The following is an 18,741-nucleotide window of genomic DNA, read 5'->3' as shown; positions in this document are numbered from 1 at the left end:
TTCCATGTTCCCCACCTTGTTGCCTCCCGCATGGACACCCTGACCCTGCACACCGCCGATGGCCAGAAGTTGGCCGCCCGTTGCTTCACGCCACCCTCTGGCGAGGTGCGGCGGGTGGTGGTGATCGCGACCGCGCTGGGCGTGCCGCAGATGTTTTACTGGGACCACGCGCGCTGGCTGGCCAAGCAGGGCTGTGCCGTCATCACCTTCGATTGGCGCGGCATGGGCCTGTCCGCGCCCAAGGTGTTGCGTGGCTACCGGGCGGACCTGCTGGATTGGGCCGAGCGTGACGCGCCGGCCGCGGTGGACGAGGCCGTGCGTCGCTTTCCCGGTGTGCCCATCAGTTGGTTCGGCCACAGCATGGGCGGGATCCTGTTCGGTGCGATCCCGCCGCACCCGGCCATCGACCGCGCCGTGACGATCGCCGCTGGCCACGGCCACCGCGACTGGCTGGCGCGGCCGCTGCGTTATTACGTGGGCCTGCTGTGGCACCTGGCCATGCCCTGGAGCATCCGCCGCCATGGCTATTTCGCGGGCCGCCGCCTGGGCGCGGTGGGCGACATGCCGGCCGGCGTGGCCTTGCAGTGGCGCCGCTGGGCCCTGCACCCGGATTTCGTGGTGAGCCACAGCCCGGCCGTGCGCCAGGCCTATGCCCAGGTGCGCACGCCGATGACGGTGGTGATGCTCACCGACGACACGCTGGCCACCAACGACGGTGTGCGCCAGCACCACGCGCATTACACCCAGGCCCCGCAGACGCACGTGAGGCTGCGCCCCCGTGACCATGGCGTGCGGCGCGTGGGGCATTTCGACTTTTTCCGCGCCTCCTGCGGCAAGCCGCTGTGGCCCCAGGCCCTGGCATGGTTGACGGGCAAGGCAACCTGAACGGGGGGTGGGTCAGGCCCGATTCAAAGGGTTTTCTCGCAAGGCTGGTTCACGCACTTCCTGCATCCTTCGCCCATGGCATAACCCATTGGTTGTATTTGGATGGAGTGTTTCATGGCCCTGGCCCGCAGTACCCGCAGCATCCCCGGCACCCGCCGCCCCCACTCGCCTCACTTTGCCCCCCGAGCGCTGAGCGCCACCCAGGCTCGGCGACCGGCGCTGGCGATGGCCGCTTTCACCCTGCTGGTCGGCGCCGCCTTCGCGGTGATGCCACGTGCCCAGGCTGCGACCCTGCAGGCGGCGGTCACCGTGTCGGTGTCGGCGTCGCTGGACCTGCCCGCGCTGCCGGTGGGTGCTGGCGGCACAGGTTCGCCCGGCGACAGCCGCGCGGGCCGCGCCATCGACGTCAAGATCAAGGTCGCGGCCACGGGTGACACCGCTGCCTTCACCATCTTCGAGCCCGCCGTGTTCACGCCTGGCCAGACCTACCCGCTGGTGCTGCACGGACACGGTTACGGCGGTTCCCGCGCCACGGCGAGCGGCTCTCCCGTGCCGGTGCCCACGCCCGCGGGTGCACCCGACCTCACGGGCGATGCCGCCATCGCCGACCTGCGCGCCAACGGCTATGGCGTGGTCAGCATCGACCAACGCGGCCATGGCGACAGCAGCGGCAATGTGCGCGTCATGGACCCGGACTTCGAGGGCAAGGACCTGCTGGCGATCCTCGACTGGCTGGAGGCCAACCTGGGCTGGTTGCGCTACGGTCCCAGCAACGACGGGCGCGATCCGCACAACCTGGTGCTGGGCTCGATGGGTGGCTCCTACGGCGGCATGTACCAGCTGCTGCTGACCCACATCGACCCCAAGCGCCGCCTGGACGCCATCGTCCCCGAAATCGCGCCGCACGACCTGCCCTACAGCCTGGCGCCGGGCTCGGTGCCCAAGGCCTTGTGGGACCCGGCCTTGCTGCTGCTGGGCAGCCGCGCCGGCGTCAAGACCGGTTCGACCTCCGACCCCTTCCTGGTGCAGCAGTTCGCGATCTCGTTCGCGCAAAACCAGCTCACGCCCGGCCTGCGCGACTTCTTCGCTTACCACAGCACCAGCTACTGGTGCAGCGGCAAGCCGGTGCTGACGAACGGTGGCCCTGGCACCCGCCCCGAGCTGATGCCGCGCCAGGCGCCACGCACGCACGCGCTGTTCATCCAGGGCATGCGCGACACGCTGTTCAACTTCAACGCGGGCCTGGCTAACCAGCAGTGCCTGGCGCGCTCGGGCGGCGACGTGCGCCTGATGACCACGCAAACCGGCCACAACACCTTGCAGGTGGTGCCCGACCCCGGTGCCTACCTGTTCCAGAACCCGCAGGACCAGCTCAAGGACCAGTGCGGCCGTGTGCAGACCATGGTGGCGCGTCGCGCCTTCTTCGACCAGCACCTCAAGGGCATCGCCGGTGCGGCCGACGTGGTGCCACGCCAGACCTGCCTGTCGCTGTCGGGCGATGACGCCGTGCTGGTGGACCAGGTCACGACCGGGCGCTCGGGCACGGCCTACACCGTGCCGGCCACGAAGGTGGTGGCGGGGGCGCAGGCGGTGCCCACCATCGTCAAGCTGGGCGAGCGCACCGGTGGCCGTGGCGACGTGGTGGCGGGCGTGCCGCACGTGGCCCTGACCCTGTCCGCCAACCCGCTGAGTGCCCTGGTGGGCGGCGACCCCATCGTCTTCGTGGGCACGGGCGTGGTCCACACCAGCGGCCTGATCGAACTGGTGGACAACCAGCTGCAGCCCCTGCGCGGCTTGGGCACGCACGACGTGCCCTTGCCCGGCGTGGGCAAGCGTTTGCCGGCGGGCTCGCAGCTTGTTTTGCTCGTCTATGGCGCGCACGAACAGTACGCCATCACAGGTTCGCTGAGCCTGAATGTGCGCCAAGCCACCGTCATGCCCGTGACGGTCAGCGGCACGGCCTGGATGCCGCGCCTGGGCATCGATTTGCGTGCGCCCTGAGCGACTCGGCCGCCGAGCAGGGGGATCCCGCGCCTGGCGCGGGATTTTTGTTTTCTAATGCGGGTTCACCGACACGGAGACACCCCATGAGCGACATCCTGCAGCACCGCGAAGACGGCATCCTGACCCTGACCTTCAACCGTCTGGACAAGAAAAACGCCATCACCACGGTCATGTACAACGCGCTGGCCGATGCCATGTTCGCCGCCGCAGAAGACGCTGCCGTGCGCGTGGTCGTGCTGCAAGGCCACGAGCAGGTGTTCACCGCCGGCAACGACCTCGCCGACTTTCTGAAGAACCCGCCCGACACGTCCAAGCCAGACGCCGAACCCGCGCCGGTCGTGCGCTTCCTCGAAGCCCTGCGCACCTTCCCCAAGCCGCTGCTGGCATCGGTGGCCGGTCCGGCCGTGGGCATCGGCACGACCTTGCTGCTGCACTGCGACCTGGTCTATGCCGCCGACAACGCCGCCTTCAGCCTGCCCTTCGTGAACCTGGGCCTGTGCCCCGAAGCCGGCGCCAGCCTGCTGCTGCCCGCCCTGGTGGGCTACCCGCGCGCCGCCGAAAAGCTGATGCTGGGCGAGCCCTTCTACGCCGAGGAGGCCGTGGAGATGGGCCTGGTCAGCCGCCTGCTGCCCCCGGGCGAAGTCAATGCCTACACGCAGGCGCAAGCCGCCAAGCTGGCCGCCAAGCCCATGGCTTCGCTGGCCGCCACCAAGGCCTTGATGAAGAAGGGCCAGGTCGGCCTGCAGCAGATCATGGGCGACGAGCTCAAGCTCTTCGGCGCCTTGCTGCGCGGCCCCGCGGCCAAGGAAGCCATCAGCGCCGTGATGGAAAAGCGCAAGCCAGACTTCTCGCAGTGCTGAGCGGGCGTCCCATGCCCTGCGTTTGAAGGGGCGCCCAACCGACAGGGACACGCTTCCCCGCTAAAATGGGCACTACGCCCATTTTGGCGTCGCGGCCGCGCCCATGCCCTCTTCCGACGCCCCTCAACCGCCCACCGACCATGAGGTCCTGATCGACGCCCTGCGCTCGGTCATGGCACCGCTGGCGCGCCTGGCGGTGGCCCGCGGTCTGACCTATGCCAGCGCCGAAGAGACGCTCAAGCAGGCCTTCGTGCACGCCGCCCGCGACGAACAGATCGCGCTGGGTCAGGCACCACACCGCTTGGTCAGCCGCATCAGCACGGTCACGGGCATCAACCGCCGCGAAGTCACGCGCCTGGTGGAGGCAGTCGATGCCGGTCCGCCCGTGCCCGAGGCCTCGCTGGCTTCCCAGGTGTTCACCCGTTGGTTGTCGGATCGCAGCCTGCGCGTGCGCGGCAGGCCACGGCCCTTGCCTCGGCACGGCGATGCGCCCAGCTTCGAGGCGCTGGCCCGCTCGGTCACCCAAGACGTCCACCCCCGCAGCCTGCTCGACGAACTCTGCCGCCTGCAGTTGGCGCGCTGGGATGTGGACGCCGACACCGTCACCCTCATCCAGGATGGCTTCACGCCGCGCGGCGACTGGCAGCGCATGCTGGGCTTCCTGGGCACCAACGTGGGCGACCACATGCAGGCCGCCGTGCAGAACGTGCTGGCCGAAGAGTCCACCCACTTCGAGCAGGCCGTGTTCGCCGATGGTCTGTCGCCCGAGTCCGTGGAGATGCTGCGCGCCCTGGCCCGCCGCCACTGGAAGACCTTGTTGAGCGAGGCCGTGCCTTTGCTCGAAAACCGCATCGAGGAAGACGCGCTGGCCGGCAAGCCGGCTCGCCGCCGCGTCAGGCTCGGGCTGTTCACCTACCACGAGGACACCGCCGCTCATGAGGCCGCGGGTGCCGATGGCGCGGCCAAGGCCACGTCCAAGCCGAAGGAAACGTGATGTTGCGACACCTCAAACTGGTGTGGGCCGCACCGCTGTGGGCCATCGCCCTGGCGGGGGTGCTGCACGGCTGTGGCGGGGGCGGCCAGACGGCCTCCAACAACACCGGGGGTGTCGGCAGCGGCGGCACGGGCTCCTACACCAACGGGCCCATCTCGGGCCTGGGCTCCATCATCGTCAATGGCGTGCGCTACGACGTGGGCAGCGCCACCCTGCTCGGCGAAGACAAGGACACCGGCGATCTGCCTTCCGCCGATGACCTGCTGGTGGGCGTGACGGTCGAGGTCGAAGGGTCGGCGGTCACTGCCACGGCCAGCGGCCCAGGCACAGCCACAGCGGCCCAGGTGCGGTACGCCTCGGAGCTCATCGGGCGGGTCGGTTCGCTGGTGCAGGGGGCGAGCCGGCCGGCGTCTTTCGTGGTCCTGGGGCAGACGGTCACGGTCAATGCCAGCACCGTGCTGCCAGACGCAGGTTTGAGCGATGGCGCCGATGTGGTGGTTCACGGCTTGCCAGTGCAGGGCGGCGCAGGCGTCACGGCCACGCGGGTGGACGTGGTGAGCTCACCGGTGTTCTACAAACTCTCTGGCGTGGTGGATGCGATCGACACGGCCAACCGCATCATCACCTTGCGACCCGGCAATGTGAGGGTGCGCTACCTGTTGCCGCTGACCTTGCCGGCGGGTGTGCAGCCTGGCAGCTTGCTCAGGGTCCGTTTGCAGCCTTCCGTGGACCTGCAGAACCTCCGGGCCACGCAGCTGGACGTGCGTCAGAGTTTCTTCACCGGTGAGCGCGAAGTGCGCCTGGAGGGGCGGCTGTCGGGCTACAGCGTGACGGGCACCACGGTGCGCGCTTACCTGGGCACCACGCTGGTGGACCTCAGCGCCATCCCGGGGGCCGCGACCTTGTCCAACCAGACGGGCTTGCTGGAAGTGAAGGGGCGGTTCCAGAACGGCGTGCTCGTGGCGACCGAGCTGGAAGAAGAAGACGAAGCCCGGACGAGGGAGACCGAGTTGTACGGTGCGCCGAGCCTCCACAATCCCGGCAACAAGACCTTCACCTTGCGCGGTCTGACCATTGATTACCGCACCGCGGCTGTGGGCGCCAATGTGACGTTCAACGAGCCTTGTCTCAAGGTCAAAGGTGAAGCGGTCAGCGCCAGCCAAGTGCGCGCCGCCTCGGTCCAGCGCGACAGCGGCTGCCGCTGACCTGCTACCGTCCCGCCTCGGTTTTCACGGCCCCTGGAAGCCGCCTTGCCGGAAGGTGAGCACCAGGGTGTCGCGCCAGCCGTGGTCGCCGAGTGGCTGGATGGGGGTGGATTCGTGGATGACGCGTTCGTCGTCCAGCAGCATCATGCTCCAGGGCTCGGTGAGGGTGAAGCGCACGCCGTTGGGGCCGTCGGCCTCGAAGACGCGGGTCTCGCCACCCTTGATGCCTTGGCGCTCCAGCATGAGCACGGCCACGAAGTCCACGCCATCGCGGTGGGCGCCTTCGGGCGTGGGGCGGCCGATGCCGCCAGCGGTGTCCACGCGGAACTGGTGGGCCTCGATGAACCAGGTGCTCACCGGTTTGACCTCGGCCAGCAGGCTGCCCAGTCGGGTCAGCAGGGCCTGCCACATCGGGTGGGCGGTGGTGCCTGCGTGCATGGGTTCGAACCAGCGCTCAAAGCCGCCGTGCAGGGCGTTGTAAGTCACCGGCTGCCAGTGCGCGCGGTGCGGCGTTTGCGTCAGCGTGGCGCGGGCCGCATCGTTGGCGTGGTCCAGCACGAAGCAGCTGTGGCGGCGGAAGCGGTAGTGGCCGCCGTCGCGCAGGTGGGTGTCGGGCGGCAGGTCGGACCAGCTGGCGTGCAGCGTGTCGGCATCGGCGGCCTGGGCAGGCAGCCAGTGCAGGAGCATGTCGCGGGGCATGAGGGCCCAGCCATCGTGACGCAGCGCGGCGCCAACGTCGTCAAGCTGGGCGGGGTTAGACAGGGAGCGCATGTCAGAACTATGACATGAAGACACGGCCCCCTGCCTGAGGCAGGGCAAGGTCAGCCGAGTGCGCTCAGGTCGGCGCCGTGGTTGATGTGGAAGGGCAAGCCCCCCAGCACCAGCGCGGGCACAGACTTCACGCCCGCTGCGCGCGCCTGGGCCAGCAGGCCGCGTTGCTCGCCGAGGTGCACGACCTGGACGTCAAAGCGTTGGGGGTCGAGCGCGGCGGCCACTTGGCGTTCGGCTTCGATGCACACAGGGCAGCCTGCGTGATAGAAGGTGGCGGTTTCTTTCATGGGAATCCTCTCTGGGGGATGGGGGTGGATGAAGGCACCTTGCGTTGGTTCACAAGGCCTCATTAATGTAGGAATCCTAATCAATTAACGCAAGCCCTCGTGCGCATCAACCTGACAAATCTCAGGGGTATCCGCGTGTGCCGGTCAGCGCTTCAAGCGGATCAGGGCAAGGCGCCCAGCCAGTCGCGCAGCACACAGGCAGCGGCGGCTTCCAGCGCGGGCGCGTGGTGGTGCGCCGCGGCACGCAAGGCGGGCACGTCCAGCCCGGTCGAGGCCAGCTCACACGCGTGGCCGATGAGCCAGCGCTCGAAGTCGGCCCCCTGCGCTTCCACGTGGCATTGCAGGCCCAGCGCATGGGTGCCTACCGCGAAGGCCTGGTGCGGATAGACCGCGCTGCTGGCCAGGTGGGTGCTGCCGTCGGGCAGCGTGAAGGTGTCGCCATGCCAGTGCAGCACGGGCACGCCGGCCAGGTGGCGCAGGCAGGACGCTTCGCCCTGCGGCGTCAGTTGCAGGGCAGACCAGCCGATCTCCTTCGTGCCGCCGGGGTGCACGCGTGCGCCCAGGGCGGCGGCCATCAACTGGGCGCCCAGGCAGATGCCCAGGGTGGGGCGCTGGGCCGCCAGGCGCTCGCGCAGCAGGGCGAGCTCATCGTTCAGGAAGGGGTAGGTGTCGGTTTCATAGACACCGATGGGGCCGCCCAGCACGACCAGCAGCTCGGCCTCGCGCGCAGGGGCCAGGTCGTCCACCCCGGCTTGCAGGCAGGACCACGTCCAGCCCAGTCCGCGCAAGACGGGCGCGAAGCTGCCCAGGTCTTCGAAAGCCAGGTGCTGGACGACGACGGCGTGGCGGGGTGTGGGCATGGCGAAACCTCCTGGGTGTGCGGGGTGGGGTCTTCAGGGCCGGGAGCCGTGGTTCAAGGCGGTGTCACCTCGGTGCCCAGGTGCTCGGGGCAGTCCAGGCGGATCCAGGCCGTGGGCAGGGGCGCATCGACCAGCTGGCAGCGGTGGGGCTTGTTGCCCTTGCCGGGCCGGAAGTGCTGGCAGCTGGTGCAGCTGCGCAAAGTGGGGAAGTGCTCGGTGTGCTGCAAATGGCGGATGAGGCCCAGCAGGTGCTCGAACAGGGCGGCCTGGTCGGCGGCGGGCAGGCGGGCCACGGCATCTTCCCCGAAGGACAGGGCCTGCGACAACTTGCGGTGCACCTTGCGGCCCGCCGGGGTCAGGCGCAGCGCCACGGCGCGACCGTCGTCGGGCGCCTTGACCTTGACGACCAGGCCCTTGCCGACCAGCGAGGAGACCGAATCGCTGGCGCTGGCGGCGCTGACCGAAAGCTGCTCGGCCAGCCAGGACAGGCGCACGCCCTCGGGCCGGGCGGCCAGCAGGTCGAGGATGTCGGCCTGTGCCGGCGGCAGGTGCTCGGCGGCAGCGGCTTGCCAGACGCCTGCGCGCATCACCGTGCCGATGCGGGTGATGGCGTCGATCACGCGGGCGCTGACCGGCGGGGTGTCCTGCCAGGGGGCAGGTGGCGTCACAGGTGGCGTCACGGACGGGGGCGTGGAGGGCATGGACGGGGCCTGCCGCTGGCGGCAGGATGGTCAGGACACCTGATCATAAGCCGCCCACCCGCTGAACGGGTTGACCCAGGGGCCGCTCAAGGCGCCAGCGTCACCTTCTTGCCGTTCATCTGCACGCGGGCGCCCACGGCGTAGCGCTGGCCCAGGGTGTAGCTGTGCACGCTGCCGTCTTCGAACTGGACGGTGGTTTTGAAGAGGGTGCTCTTCTTGACGTTCTTCTCGACCTCGTTGCCGGCATAACCGCCCGCCACGGCACCGCCTACCGTGGCGATGGTGTTGCCCGAGCCGCGACCGATCTGGTTGCCCAGCAGGCCGCCGACCACCGCGCCAGCCACCACGCCCACGCCCGAGCCCTCGCCCTTGACCTGCACTTCGCGCACGTCGGTGACGGTGCCTTTGCGCGGCGCCGTGGCGCCAGACGCCTTGCCGGAGGCCGGTGTCGCAGCGGACGTGGCGGCCGCCTGCGCCTGCAGCGGGGCGTTCAGGGCCGCGGCCACGAGGGCGCAGCCCAGCAGGGCGGACAGGCGCGAGGTGGGGTGGGTGGCAGGGGGGAGGTGGGTGCGCATGGGGTGCTCCTGGAAAATGGTGAGATGTCAGACCGACAGCACCGGGCGCGGGCGCCCATCGCGGTCGATGGCGACGTAGGTGGCCTTGGCCTCGGTCACCTTCACCAGGATGGGATCGGCGGGTTGGCGCTCGGCCCAGACCTCGACGTGCACCGTCACCGAGGTGTTGCCGATGCGCTCCACGCGGGCGTAAAACGACAGCAGGTCGCCCACCGACACCGCATTGCGGAAGATGAACTCGTTGACGGCCACCGTGGTCACGCGGCCGCGCGAAACGCGCCCAGGCAGCACGCAGCCGGCGAGGTCCACCTGCGACATGATCCAGCCGCCAAAGATGTCGCCATTGCCGTTGGCGTCCTTGGGCATGGGCATGACGCGCATGACGAGCTCCATGTCGGGGTGCAGCTCGGGCGGGGTCAGGAGGGTCTGGGGGCGAGGGGAGACGGGCATGGTCAAAGCGATCGACAATCGAAGGGTGCGAAAAAACCTCCCCATTGTTCCAGAAGGCGCCACCCAGCGGCGCAGCGACCGCGACACCCTGGCGCGCCTGTGGCCCTACCTGTGGACCTACAAGTGGCGCGTGGTGGCGGCTTTGAGCTTCATGATCTGCGCCAAGCTGGCCAACGTGGGCGTGCCCCTGCTGCTCAAGAACCTGGTGGACCGCCTGGCGCCCAACGCCAGCAGCCCGCAGGCCCTGCTGGTGGTGCCGGTGGGCTTGCTGGTGGCCTACGGCCTGCTGCGCCTGTCCACCTCGGTGTTCACCGAGCTGCGCGAGCTGGTGTTCGCCAAGGCCACCGAAGGCGCGGCGCGCAGCATCTCGCTGCAGGTGTTCTCGCACCTCCACGCCCTGAGCCTGCGCTTCCACCTGGAGCGCCAGACCGGCGGCATGACGCGCGACATCGAGCGCGGCACCCGCGCCGTGCACTCGCTGATTTCCTACTCGCTCTACAGCATCGTGCCCACGCTCATCGAGGTCACGCTGGTGCTGTCGCTGCTGGCCGTCAAGTTCGACATGGCCTTTGCCTGGATCACGCTGAGCGCGCTCGTCGTGTACATCGCCTTCACGGTGACGGTCACGACCTGGCGCACGCGCTATCGGCGTGAGATGAACGAGCTCGACTCCAAAGCCCACACCCGCGCCATCGACTCGCTGCTGAACTACGAAACCGTCAAGTACTTCAACAACGAGGCCTTCGAGTCGCACCGCTACGACGAGGCCCTGGAGCGTTTGCGCCGTGCCGGCGTGAAGTCGCAGCAGACGCTGTCGCTGCTCAACGCGGGCCAGCAGACCATCATCGCCGTGGGTTTGATCGCCATGCTGTGGCGCGCCACCGAAGGCGTGGTGGCTGGGCGCATGACGGTGGGCGACCTGGTCATGGTCAACGCCTTCATGATCCAGCTCTACATCCCGCTGAACTTCCTGGGCGTCATCTACCGCGAGATCAAGCAGTCGCTGACCGACCTCGACAAGATGTTCACGCTGATGCTGCGCGAGCGCGAGGTGGCCGATGCGCCCGATGCGCGCCCGCTGCTGCTCAAAGGCCACGGCGTGCAGGCCGCCCCCTCGGTGCGCTTCGACCACGTGCACTTCGCCTACGACCCGGCGCGGCCCATCCTGCACGACGTGAGCTTCGAGATCCCGGCCGGGCAAACCGTGGCCGTGGTCGGCCCTTCGGGTTCGGGCAAGAGCACGCTGGCGCGCCTGCTCTACCGCTTCTACGACGTGCAGCAGGGCCGCATCACCGTGCATGGCCACGACGTGCAGGGCCTGACGCAAGACAGCCTGCGCCGCGCCATCGGCATCGTGCCGCAGGACACCGTGCTCTTCAACGACACCGTGGCCTACAACATCGCCTACGGCCGGCCCGAGGCCACGCGCGAAGAGGTCGAGCAGGCCGCACGTGCGGCGCGCATCCACGACTTCATCACCAGCACACCCGGCGGCTACGGCACCATGGTCGGCGAGCGGGGGCTGAAGCTCTCAGGCGGTGAAAAACAGCGCGTGGCCATCGCGCGCACGCTGCTGAAGAACCCGCCCATCCTGGTGTTCGACGAGGCCACCTCGGCCCTCGACTCGGCCAACGAACGCGCCATCCAGGCCGAACTCGCCGCCGTGGCGCAGGGCAAGACGGTGCTGGTGATCGCGCACCGGCTGTCCACCATCGTCAACGCACACGAGATTTTGGTGATGGAGCATGGCCGCATCATCGAGCGCGGCACCCACCCGCTGCTGCTGGGCGCCAACGGGCGCTATGCGCAGATGTGGAGGTTGCAGCAGGCGGGGGAGCATGGGCAGGGTCAGCTTGGGCCGCAAGGTTGAGCTTGCGGCTCTGTTTCAGGCAAGGGTGCCTGCAACATCCATGCGCTCGTGCAGGATGCGCACGATGCAGGTAGCTGTCCGCCTGGGCTTCGCCCCACGTCTCTCGTGTCTTGCGCCAGATGCCGATCAAATCAGCTCTTGCGCGATGGAGGTAGAGGACATCCAGCATCAATGTCCCGCAGCGTCGTCTCGTGCTGCACGCATGATGTCTTTCATGTCGAGCGCGCCAGCCTCGCCGCTGTTCTCACCTTCAATCAAGGCCTGACGGAGCGCTTGAACCTTTTGCTCATGCTCTTCCAGCAGCCTGAGGCTGGCGCGCACCACCTCACTGGCCGAACCATAGCGCCCTGCGCTGACTTGCTGGGCAATGAAGCCCTCAAAGTGATCGCCCAAAACGATGCTGGTGTTTTTTGCCATGCTGCGCTCCTGTGACTGCGGTACCAAAAAATACCATGCATTGGTATTTTGGGTGGATCTTTTCTTGTGTTTGACGAGGCCCAGTGGGAAAACGGGGCGGCTGGTCGCCCATGGCGTCTGGCTCGCAAGGCGTGTGAGCTTGCGCGCGAGGCGCTTGGGCTCGCACGCCAGCCTCCGCCTGCGGGCCGCGCGCCAAGCACCGTGGCGCGCAAGCTGTTTTCACTGGCGCGCCGCCCGATGTGAGTCGCGTGTCGCGGGTGCCGAGCGGCTTGCCGCCTGTTTCGCCTCGCGCGCAACGTGAGAGAGCCTCGGGCGCAAGCCACTTTGTGCCAGCTGCAACCCAGAGAGCTTCGCGCGCCGGGCTTTTTGTGCGGGGCGCAAGACGCAAAGCTGTGACCGTTCCAAGCTGGAAGTGCGGCGCGCGAGGCGTTGGGGGCGGTGCGCAAGGCTCAGTGAGCGGCGGATCATTCACCCAGGCTTGCCGGCAAGGCAAAACAGGCGAGATGCCGCTCGGGATGGGCGGCGGGCCGCTGGGAATGGGCCGCCGCCCGGCGCGGTGACGCGGCACCTGGCTTGGCCCAGGCGGCGTGCGGGGCATGCCGTGCGGCGGGCCGCAGGGTTCTGCTGAACGGCGGGGCTCAACCGGCCAAGACCGGGGCCGTGAGGCCGGCAGGTGAAGCTCAGGGCTGGAGCAACTGGTGAGTCGGCACGCCGAGCGCCGTGGCCAGGCGCTCCAGGTTGTCCAGCGAGATGTTGCGCGCTTGGCGCTCCACATGCGCCACGAAAGTGCGGTGCAAGCCTGCTTCGAAGGCCAACGCTTCTTGCGACCAGCCGCGCGTGGCGCGCAATCGGATCAGGTTTGTGGCCAGCACCGCGCGAGCGCTGCGCGCTTCGGACGGGGGAGACATGGCTGGCGCGGACATCGCCGCGAGTGTTCATGCCTGCAGCGTTTGCGTCAGCCGTGTTTGAGTCACAAAATTGTCGTGAGACGAGGCGGAAGATACGCGCCAAGCATGGTTTCTTGGACAAGAATTTCATGTGTTGCTGCACGAAATATGCTTCGGCCACTCACGCCTGAGCCAAGTAGATCGCTACCAGGCTGGTCTTGACATACGAACGTGATGTGTGTGGTCATAATGTATGCGTGCAGGTGTAAGAGAATATATAACCAAGTGTGCTAAAAACATGGGTTCACTTGTTGTCTACCTTTTTGTGTTTTCAGTGCGCGGTTGGGTTTTCATAAATAAATAATGAGGGTGGGTAATCATGAAAATATATTTTGTAGCTGGGTGGTGTCATTGGTGGAGGTTGATTGCAGCTATTGCAGTTATTTTTTCAACAAATTCAAGTTGGGCATTTGATTATCCGGCTGTTTACTGGTTTGCTGATGGCCAGCCAAATCTTTTTTACTATCGTTCTGTAGATGACGCATGCGTTGCTGCAATGAATTACAGAAACCAAAAGGATATATACAGAACTTATGTCTCTTATGATGGCGCCACTCCACACAACGGATACGCTGGTTGGGTGTGTCATTTCACGGTGCGCTGGATCAGTAATGGCTTTGTCGATCCCAATTATGGTGCGGATGCATGGTCAGGCTGCCCCAGTGGTGGCGCTGATGATGGAAAGGGTAACTGCCTTAACGCACCTGCTTTGCCCGCATCAAAATTGGCTGGGCCATCCTGTACGCAGTGTGGCAACCCCATTAGCTTTAACTCTGCCAACAAACATGAAGAGGTGATTGATGTCTCAACGGTCACCCTCCCTTTTGAAAGGTTTTATAACTCTATCAATTTGGTTCCGGGGTTGAGTCTGATGGCGGGAAACAAGAGGGATCTGGGTGCAGGTTGGTCGCATACCTATAATCGACAGATAACATCAAGCCGATCTGGGGCGGGGGTGTTGAATGTTTGGCGTCACGACGGCAAGGTATATCAATTTTCGCCAAATGCACTCGGTTATGTTTCGGATGTTGATGTGAAGGGGAGTTTGGTCCTCGCGAAAACGTCTGGTGCCATTGTTGGCTATCGGTTCACCGATTTGCTTGGTGGTGAGATTGAGGTGTATGACTTGGCTGGCAATCTCCAATCGATCACATCGTTTGATGGTAGGTTTCGGCGTTTGAATTATTCCACTTCAGGTACCTCTGTTTTTATTGCTCCAGCGCCAGGGTTGATGATCGGTGTGTCTGATTCATTTGATCGAAGCCTGTCGTTTGTGTATGACAGGCAATCACGAATTCAGGCTGTTTCCAGCGTCAACGGGGAAGTCATTAGGTATGGCTATGATGGTCCCAGTTCTGTCGTGCAGGCGGGTGCTGCGCCAAGTAATAACTTGACTTCTGTGGGGTATTCGGATGGTGCTGCGTTATTGTATTATTACAACGAGTACTCCTATGTTCAGGATCGCTCGTCGGGTGCGGCAAATCTTCTTACTGGTGTGGTGGATGAAAATAATTGGAGGCTGTCTTCGTTTGGTTATGATAAAAATAACAGGGCGATCAATACGAAGAGATTTGCCTTGGCGCCGTCAGGTTCCGCATCGCAGCCAGTTAACAGTTTTGCGATTTCATATGAGTTGAATGGCGGCTATGGCTTTGGGTTAATATCGAAGGCGGTGATAACCGATCCATTGCAGTCTGCTTGGAAGTACAATTTCTCAACGAGTCTTGGGGTAACTTTGCCCACCAGTGTCGATCTGCCTGCCAGTGATGCCGGGGCGCTACCAGCCACTAAGACGTACACCTATGACACGCGCAACAACATTGCTTCCATAACTGATTTCAACGGCCACCGCGCCTGCTACCTCAGCACCACCACGGCCGACGGTGTAGCCAACCTGGAGAAGGTCCGCGTGGAAGGCCTGACTGGCGGCAGCGGCGGCACCAACTGCGCCAGCGTCACGCCCGAGGGCTCAACCCTGCCCAAGGCCGCAGACGGCACCCAAAGCCGCAAAATCAGCACCCAATGGCACCCCGACTGGGCCTTGAAGACCAAGCAAGCCGAGCCGAACAAACTCACCACCTGGGTCTACAACGGCCAGCCCGACCCCTTCAACGGCGGCACACCGGCCAGCTGCACCAGCCCCAAGTACGGCGCCACCAGCGTGGCCAACCTGCCCGATGGCAAACCGATCGTGGTGCTGTGCAAGCGGGTGGAGCAGTCCACCACCGACGCCACGGGTGCGCAAGGCTTCGCGGCCACCGTGGGCCACGGCGTGAGTGGCAACACCACGCCGGACACCCGCACCTGGACCTACACCTACAACCAATACGGCCAGGTGCTCAGCGAAGATGGCCCGCGCACCGACGTGGCCGACACCACCACCTACGAGTACTGGGATGCCACCAGCTTCACCGGTGCCGACCCCCAAGCCGTGGGCCACACCATGGGCGACCTCAAGCAGGTCACCAACGCCTTGGGCCAAGTCACCAACTACACCCAGTACGACAAGGCTGGGCGCCTGCTGGCCATGAGCGACGCCAACGGCCTGAGCACCACCTACACCTACTCACCCCGCGGTTTCCTCACCAGCCGCAGCCGCAGCCTCAGCGCCAGTGGCGCGGCCACCCGCACCACCACCTACCACTACGACCCGCGTGGCCTGCTCGATGAAGTCGGCCTGCCCGGCGGCGTGGTCAGCACCCGCGCGGGCCAAGCAGGGGCCGCCACGGGCCGCCGCTACACCTTCCAGTACGACGACGCCCACCGCCTCATCGGTATGCGCAGCGCCAGCGGTGAAACCGTCAGCTACACCCTGGACAACGCAGGCAACGTCACCCGTGAAGAGTGGAAGAACGCCGACGGCAGCAGCGCCAAACTCATCCGCCGTGAGTTCGATGCGCTCAACCGTCTGTCCAGCCACATCCGCCAGATCAATGGGCAAGATGCCGCCACAGAACTGGGCTACGACGCCCAGGGCAACCCCACCACCACCCAGCGCCCACAGGTGGCGGCTTATGTCGAAAGCAGCCCGCCCAAGGAAGCGCGTCGCTACAACGCGCTGGACCAACTCACCACCATCGAAGATGCGATCAATGGCGCAGCCAAGCCCACCACGCTTGCACCGAAGGCCAACGACGAACTGCAAGCGCTCAGCGCCCCCAATGGCGGTGGCTGGACGTACCAGCGCGACGGCTTCGGTCAGGTGCTGCAAGAAACCAGCACAGAGACGAGCGGCAGCACACCCGGCACGCCGGGCGCGGTCAAGCAAACCTTCGATGCCGCAGGCAACCTCGTGAGCCGGGTGGATGCGCGGGGACTCACCATGGCCCAGCAATTCGATGCCCTCAACCGCCTGACTGCTGTTCAGCACACCGGCACAGGTGCTGACACCAGCCTGGACCAAAGCTGGCGCTGGGACAGCAGCCCCTCGGGTGCCCCTTTGGCATGCGGCAACGGCCAGGGCCGCCTGTGCCAGATCAGCACAGCCTTGGGCACACGCTATCTGTCTTACGACGCCTTCGGCAACATCACCGGCCAGGCGCAGCGCTTTGCGGCCCTGGGCAGCAACAGTGCGCAGCAGGTGGCCAGTCAATGGGGCTACGACGGTGAGGACCGTCTGAGCGCCAGCGTGGGCGCGGGCAACCAAAGCGTGGCCCTGGGGCGCGATGCCGAAGGCCGTGCCAGCCAAGTGCTGGGCCTGCTCAATGGGCAAGCGGCCGTGGTGGTGAGCGAAACCACCTACCAGGCCACAGGCGAAGCCGACCGCAGCACCTATGGCAACCAGCGTGTTTTTGACCGGGACTTCGACATGGGGTCGGGCCTGAGCAGTGGCAGCCGCAGCGCGCCAGCAGGCGGCAGCGGCAGCGTGCAAGATGGCGACGTGCCCATCCCGGCCTGGGCGCTGTTGAGCCTGGGTGCGGGCCTGATGGCAACCCTGCGCAAACACGCCAAAGCCCAACACACGCGACCAGCCAGGTTGATGTCGATGCTGCTGGCACTGCTTGTGACGATCGGGGCGCTGACCCAGCCCGAGGCTGCCCACGCACAGACCACATCCACAACATCCACCGAAACCATCACCCACGACGAGCGCGGCAACGTCTCAGGCATCACCCGCGACGGCCAAGCCGCCACCTACCAGTACGACGTGCTGGACCGCCTCAAGGCAGAAACCGGCCCCAGCACCCAAAACATCACCTACGACGCCAACGGCAACCGCACGGGCGATGCCAGCGGCAGCTACACGGTGGTGGCCAACAGCAACCGCCTGGCCACGCGCAATGGCCAGAACGTGATCCACGATGCCGCAGGCAACGTCACCCGCGAACGCGTGCGCCTCAATGGCAGCCTGGTGACCCGCACGCAGGCCTACAACGACGACAACCAGCTTGCCAAGGTCAGCATCAACGGAGTGCAGGTCGCCAGCTATCTCTACGACCACCTGGGCTTGCGTGGCCAGAAAACCCTGGCCAACCCGCCCGCCGGAACCCCCGCCATCACCCTGTACATCCACGACCCCAACGGCCACCTGTTCCAGGAAATTGCAGGCTCAGGCCCGCGCGCAGGCCAGGCCCTGGTGACCTATGCCTGGAAAGACGACACGCCAGCCGCCGTCATCTTCCATGACACGGCCAGCAGCCAGCACATCGTTTATCTGGAAGTGGACCAACTCAACACCCCGCGCCGAGGCACCGACAGCACGGGCAAGGTGGTGTGGACGTGGACCAGCGATGCCTTCGGCAACACCGCGCCCAACGAAGACCCCGACGGCGACGGCATCAAGACCACGATCAACCTGCGCTTCCCCGGCCAGTACTTCGACGCAGAGAGCGGCTTGCACTACAACTGGCATCGCTACTACGATCCGCAGGTGGGGCGGTACACGCAGCCTGATCCGATTGGGGTGGAGGGGGGTGTCAATCCGTATGCATATGTCGAGGGGAACCCAAACAGCTACTACGACCCGTATGGTTTGTGGGCTTGGGGTGATCCGTTGCCAGATGACTTGGTTGATTTTTCTGCGGGGATGGGGGACGCGCTATCTCTGGGGTTAACCGACTGGGTGCGTGATCAAATGGGGACCAATGGGGGAGTGAACAAGTGTTCCGGGTCTTACGGTGCGGGACAGTGGGCCGGTGCTGGCGTTGCGGCTGCAACAGGGGTCGCCGGAGGTCTCCGTGCGGCTGGTACACGAGGTGCAGGTAAGGAGTTCTCGCACTGGATCCCGAATCGAATGGGTGGGCCGCGCGCTCTTTGGAATGGCAACTACGTTACCAAGGAAGTGCATGCATTGTCTGATCCATATCGGTATCGATTCATGCCCAGGACGTGGAAGGCTGCCAATCCAATGCCAAACAGACTTTCTCAGCAATGGACGCGCCTTCCAAATGTGTATAAAGGCGCAGGAGCTGGCAGTGCATACGGTGCTGCTGGTATGGCAATGAACGATTGCACGTGCTCGCAATGAAAAATTTGATTGCAAAGTTGTTTGGTTCAGGCTCCGAGCCGTCAGAGTTGGAACGTGTGATCCTCACTGCTGTGAGGAAGTGCCTCAGTCCTGGTGCGGTACCTGTTTGGGACAAGCAGCTCCAGGCGGTGAACAAAATCCAACGGTTACCGGATGGTGTTGAGGTCAATTTCTACAGGATGGAGAAGGGCAAGGCGACCTTTGATCCCGCCATCTCATTTCCCAACAAAACGGAAGAACTCTTGCTTGCAAAGGTTCGCCTGCGGGTTGATGGCGCAGGGCAACAACTTGAGGCGAGCGTTTGGGTGGTTGGTGGCTTTGTGTTCTCCATCGAGTACGGTGCTGGCAGCAAGTACTTTGAAGAGATCTTGGGCGCCGATCCTCCAGTCGAGATGGAGGTTACCTGCCAGTTGCTTTGTGATCCATCCATTGAGCAATGACGCGGGGG

General features: G+C 65.4%; 16 protein-coding genes. 8 read left to right on the top strand and 8 right to left on the bottom strand.

Annotated features, from left to right (window positions below):
- The first annotated feature begins 30 nt into the window (after positions 1–30).
- From EV672_RS12710 to EV672_RS12690, 5 genes are all read left to right on the top strand, one after another.
- Positions 31–885, top strand: coding sequence for an alpha/beta hydrolase family protein (locus EV672_RS12710; RefSeq protein WP_133609795.1), 855 nt, complete (start codon positions 31–33; stop codon positions 883–885).
- A 114-nt stretch (positions 886–999) separates the two neighbouring features.
- Complete coding sequence (locus EV672_RS12705; protein ID WP_166643565.1) at positions 1,000–2,886, top strand: CocE/NonD family hydrolase; 1,887 nt, start codon at positions 1,000–1,002, stop codon at positions 2,884–2,886.
- 86 nt (positions 2,887–2,972) lie between these two features.
- Complete coding sequence (locus EV672_RS12700) at positions 2,973–3,749, top strand: enoyl-CoA hydratase (RefSeq protein WP_133609791.1); 777 nt, start codon at positions 2,973–2,975, stop codon at positions 3,747–3,749.
- 103 nt (positions 3,750–3,852) lie between these two features.
- Entirely contained in the window at positions 3,853–4,743 is an 891-nt protein-coding gene (locus EV672_RS12695) for a DUF6502 family protein (RefSeq protein ID WP_208110771.1), read from the top strand.
- On the top strand, positions 4,743–5,948 hold the full coding sequence (locus EV672_RS12690; RefSeq protein ID WP_133609789.1) for a DUF5666 domain-containing protein: 1,206 nt from the start codon (positions 4,743–4,745) through the stop codon (positions 5,946–5,948). Before EV672_RS12695 ends, EV672_RS12690 begins: the two co-directional genes overlap by 1 nt.
- A 24-nt stretch (positions 5,949–5,972) precedes the next feature.
- On the opposite strand, the gene EV672_RS12685 is transcribed toward EV672_RS12690, so the two are convergent.
- The 6 genes from EV672_RS12685 to EV672_RS12660 form a co-directional block, all read right to left on the bottom strand.
- Positions 5,973–6,719 carry a 2OG-Fe dioxygenase family protein gene (locus EV672_RS12685; protein ID WP_133609788.1) on the bottom strand — a complete coding sequence of 249 codons (747 nt, stop codon included), beginning with the start codon at positions 6,717–6,719 and terminating at the stop codon, positions 5,973–5,975.
- A gap of 50 nt (positions 6,720–6,769) precedes the next feature.
- Positions 6,770–7,006: a thioredoxin domain-containing protein gene (locus tag EV672_RS12680; protein WP_133609786.1), complete on the bottom strand. Its 237-nt coding sequence runs from the start codon at positions 7,004–7,006 to the stop codon at positions 6,770–6,772.
- Between the two features lie 161 nt (positions 7,007–7,167).
- Complete coding sequence (locus tag EV672_RS12675) at positions 7,168–7,866, bottom strand: glutamine amidotransferase (RefSeq protein WP_133609784.1); 699 nt, start codon at positions 7,864–7,866, stop codon at positions 7,168–7,170.
- Between the two features lie 53 nt (positions 7,867–7,919).
- Entirely contained in the window at positions 7,920–8,567 is a 648-nt protein-coding gene (locus tag EV672_RS12670; RefSeq protein WP_133609782.1) for a MarR family winged helix-turn-helix transcriptional regulator, read from the bottom strand.
- Between the two features lie 86 nt (positions 8,568–8,653).
- The gene (locus tag EV672_RS12665; RefSeq protein WP_133609780.1) at positions 8,654–9,142 is read right to left on the bottom strand and encodes a glycine zipper 2TM domain-containing protein; all 489 of its coding nucleotides are present in this window, start codon (positions 9,140–9,142) and stop codon (positions 8,654–8,656) included.
- A gap of 27 nt (positions 9,143–9,169) precedes the next feature.
- Positions 9,170–9,592 carry an acyl-CoA thioesterase gene (locus tag EV672_RS12660; RefSeq protein WP_243738679.1) on the bottom strand — a complete coding sequence of 141 codons (423 nt, stop codon included), beginning with the start codon at positions 9,590–9,592 and terminating at the stop codon, positions 9,170–9,172.
- Between the two features lie 25 nt (positions 9,593–9,617).
- Here EV672_RS12660 and EV672_RS12655 point away from each other — a divergent pair, with 25 nt between their 5' ends.
- Complete coding sequence (locus tag EV672_RS12655) at positions 9,618–11,462, top strand: ABCB family ABC transporter ATP-binding protein/permease (RefSeq protein WP_243738678.1); 1,845 nt, start codon at positions 9,618–9,620, stop codon at positions 11,460–11,462.
- A gap of 168 nt (positions 11,463–11,630) precedes the next feature.
- On the opposite strand, the gene EV672_RS12650 is transcribed toward EV672_RS12655, so the two are convergent.
- Both EV672_RS12650 and EV672_RS12645 read right to left on the bottom strand, forming a co-directional pair.
- Positions 11,631–11,879, bottom strand: a complete 249-nt coding sequence (locus EV672_RS12650; RefSeq protein ID WP_133609776.1) for a type II toxin-antitoxin system ParD family antitoxin — start codon at positions 11,877–11,879, stop codon at positions 11,631–11,633.
- Positions 11,880–12,559: 680 nt separating this feature from the next.
- A complete protein-coding gene (locus tag EV672_RS12645; RefSeq protein WP_133609774.1) occupies positions 12,560–12,787 on the bottom strand; it encodes a helix-turn-helix domain-containing protein in 228 nt (75 codons plus the stop codon).
- A 358-nt stretch (positions 12,788–13,145) separates the two neighbouring features.
- Between EV672_RS12645 and EV672_RS12640 the strand changes: the two genes are divergently transcribed.
- Both EV672_RS12640 and EV672_RS18850 read left to right on the top strand, forming a co-directional pair.
- Positions 13,146–18,293, top strand: coding sequence for an RHS repeat-associated core domain-containing protein (locus EV672_RS12640; protein WP_133609772.1), 5,148 nt, complete (start codon positions 13,146–13,148; stop codon positions 18,291–18,293).
- Positions 18,290–18,733 (top strand): hypothetical protein, encoded by a 444-nt coding sequence (locus EV672_RS18850; RefSeq protein WP_208110769.1) that lies wholly within the window; start codon positions 18,290–18,292, stop codon positions 18,731–18,733. Before EV672_RS12640 ends, EV672_RS18850 begins: the two co-directional genes overlap by 4 nt.
- Positions 18,734–18,741 lie beyond the last annotated feature (8 nt).

The organism is Aquabacterium commune, from assembly GCF_004362855.1.
GTDB lineage: Bacteria > Pseudomonadota > Gammaproteobacteria > Burkholderiales > Burkholderiaceae_C > Aquabacterium > Aquabacterium commune.
Note: the sequence above shows the minus strand (reverse complement) of the source record. Positions and strands in the feature narration are given on the sequence as shown.

Excerpts from the sequence above, each read along its gene's own strand:
- EV672_RS12670 (WP_133609782.1), bottom strand. The coding sequence starts at position 8,567 with ATGCCCTCCACGCCCCCGTCCGTGACGCCACCTGTGACGCCACCTGCC.
- EV672_RS12660 (WP_243738679.1), bottom strand. The coding sequence starts at position 9,592 with ATGCCCGTCTCCCCTCGCCCCCAGACCCTCCTGACCCCGCCCGAGCTG.
- EV672_RS12680 (WP_133609786.1), bottom strand. The coding sequence starts at position 7,006 with ATGAAAGAAACCGCCACCTTCTATCACGCAGGCTGCCCTGTGTGCATC.
- EV672_RS12700 (WP_133609791.1), top strand. The coding sequence starts at position 2,973 with ATGAGCGACATCCTGCAGCACCGCGAAGACGGCATCCTGACCCTGACC.
- EV672_RS12695 (WP_208110771.1), top strand. The coding sequence starts at position 3,853 with ATGCCCTCTTCCGACGCCCCTCAACCGCCCACCGACCATGAGGTCCTG.
- EV672_RS12690 (WP_133609789.1), top strand. The coding sequence starts at position 4,743 with ATGTTGCGACACCTCAAACTGGTGTGGGCCGCACCGCTGTGGGCCATC.
- EV672_RS12645 (WP_133609774.1), bottom strand. The coding sequence starts at position 12,787 with ATGTCTCCCCCGTCCGAAGCGCGCAGCGCTCGCGCGGTGCTGGCCACA.
- EV672_RS12685 (WP_133609788.1), bottom strand. The coding sequence starts at position 6,719 with ATGCGCTCCCTGTCTAACCCCGCCCAGCTTGACGACGTTGGCGCCGCG.
- EV672_RS12665 (WP_133609780.1), bottom strand. The coding sequence starts at position 9,142 with ATGCGCACCCACCTCCCCCCTGCCACCCACCCCACCTCGCGCCTGTCC.
- EV672_RS12710 (WP_133609795.1), top strand. The coding sequence starts at position 31 with ATGGACACCCTGACCCTGCACACCGCCGATGGCCAGAAGTTGGCCGCC.
- EV672_RS12640 (WP_133609772.1), top strand. The coding sequence starts at position 13,146 with ATGAAAATATATTTTGTAGCTGGGTGGTGTCATTGGTGGAGGTTGATT.
- EV672_RS12650 (WP_133609776.1), bottom strand. The coding sequence starts at position 11,879 with ATGGCAAAAAACACCAGCATCGTTTTGGGCGATCACTTTGAGGGCTTC.
- EV672_RS12675 (WP_133609784.1), bottom strand. The coding sequence starts at position 7,866 with ATGCCCACACCCCGCCACGCCGTCGTCGTCCAGCACCTGGCTTTCGAA.
- EV672_RS18850 (WP_208110769.1), top strand. The coding sequence starts at position 18,290 with ATGAAAAATTTGATTGCAAAGTTGTTTGGTTCAGGCTCCGAGCCGTCA.
- EV672_RS12705 (WP_166643565.1), top strand. The coding sequence starts at position 1,000 with ATGGCCCTGGCCCGCAGTACCCGCAGCATCCCCGGCACCCGCCGCCCC.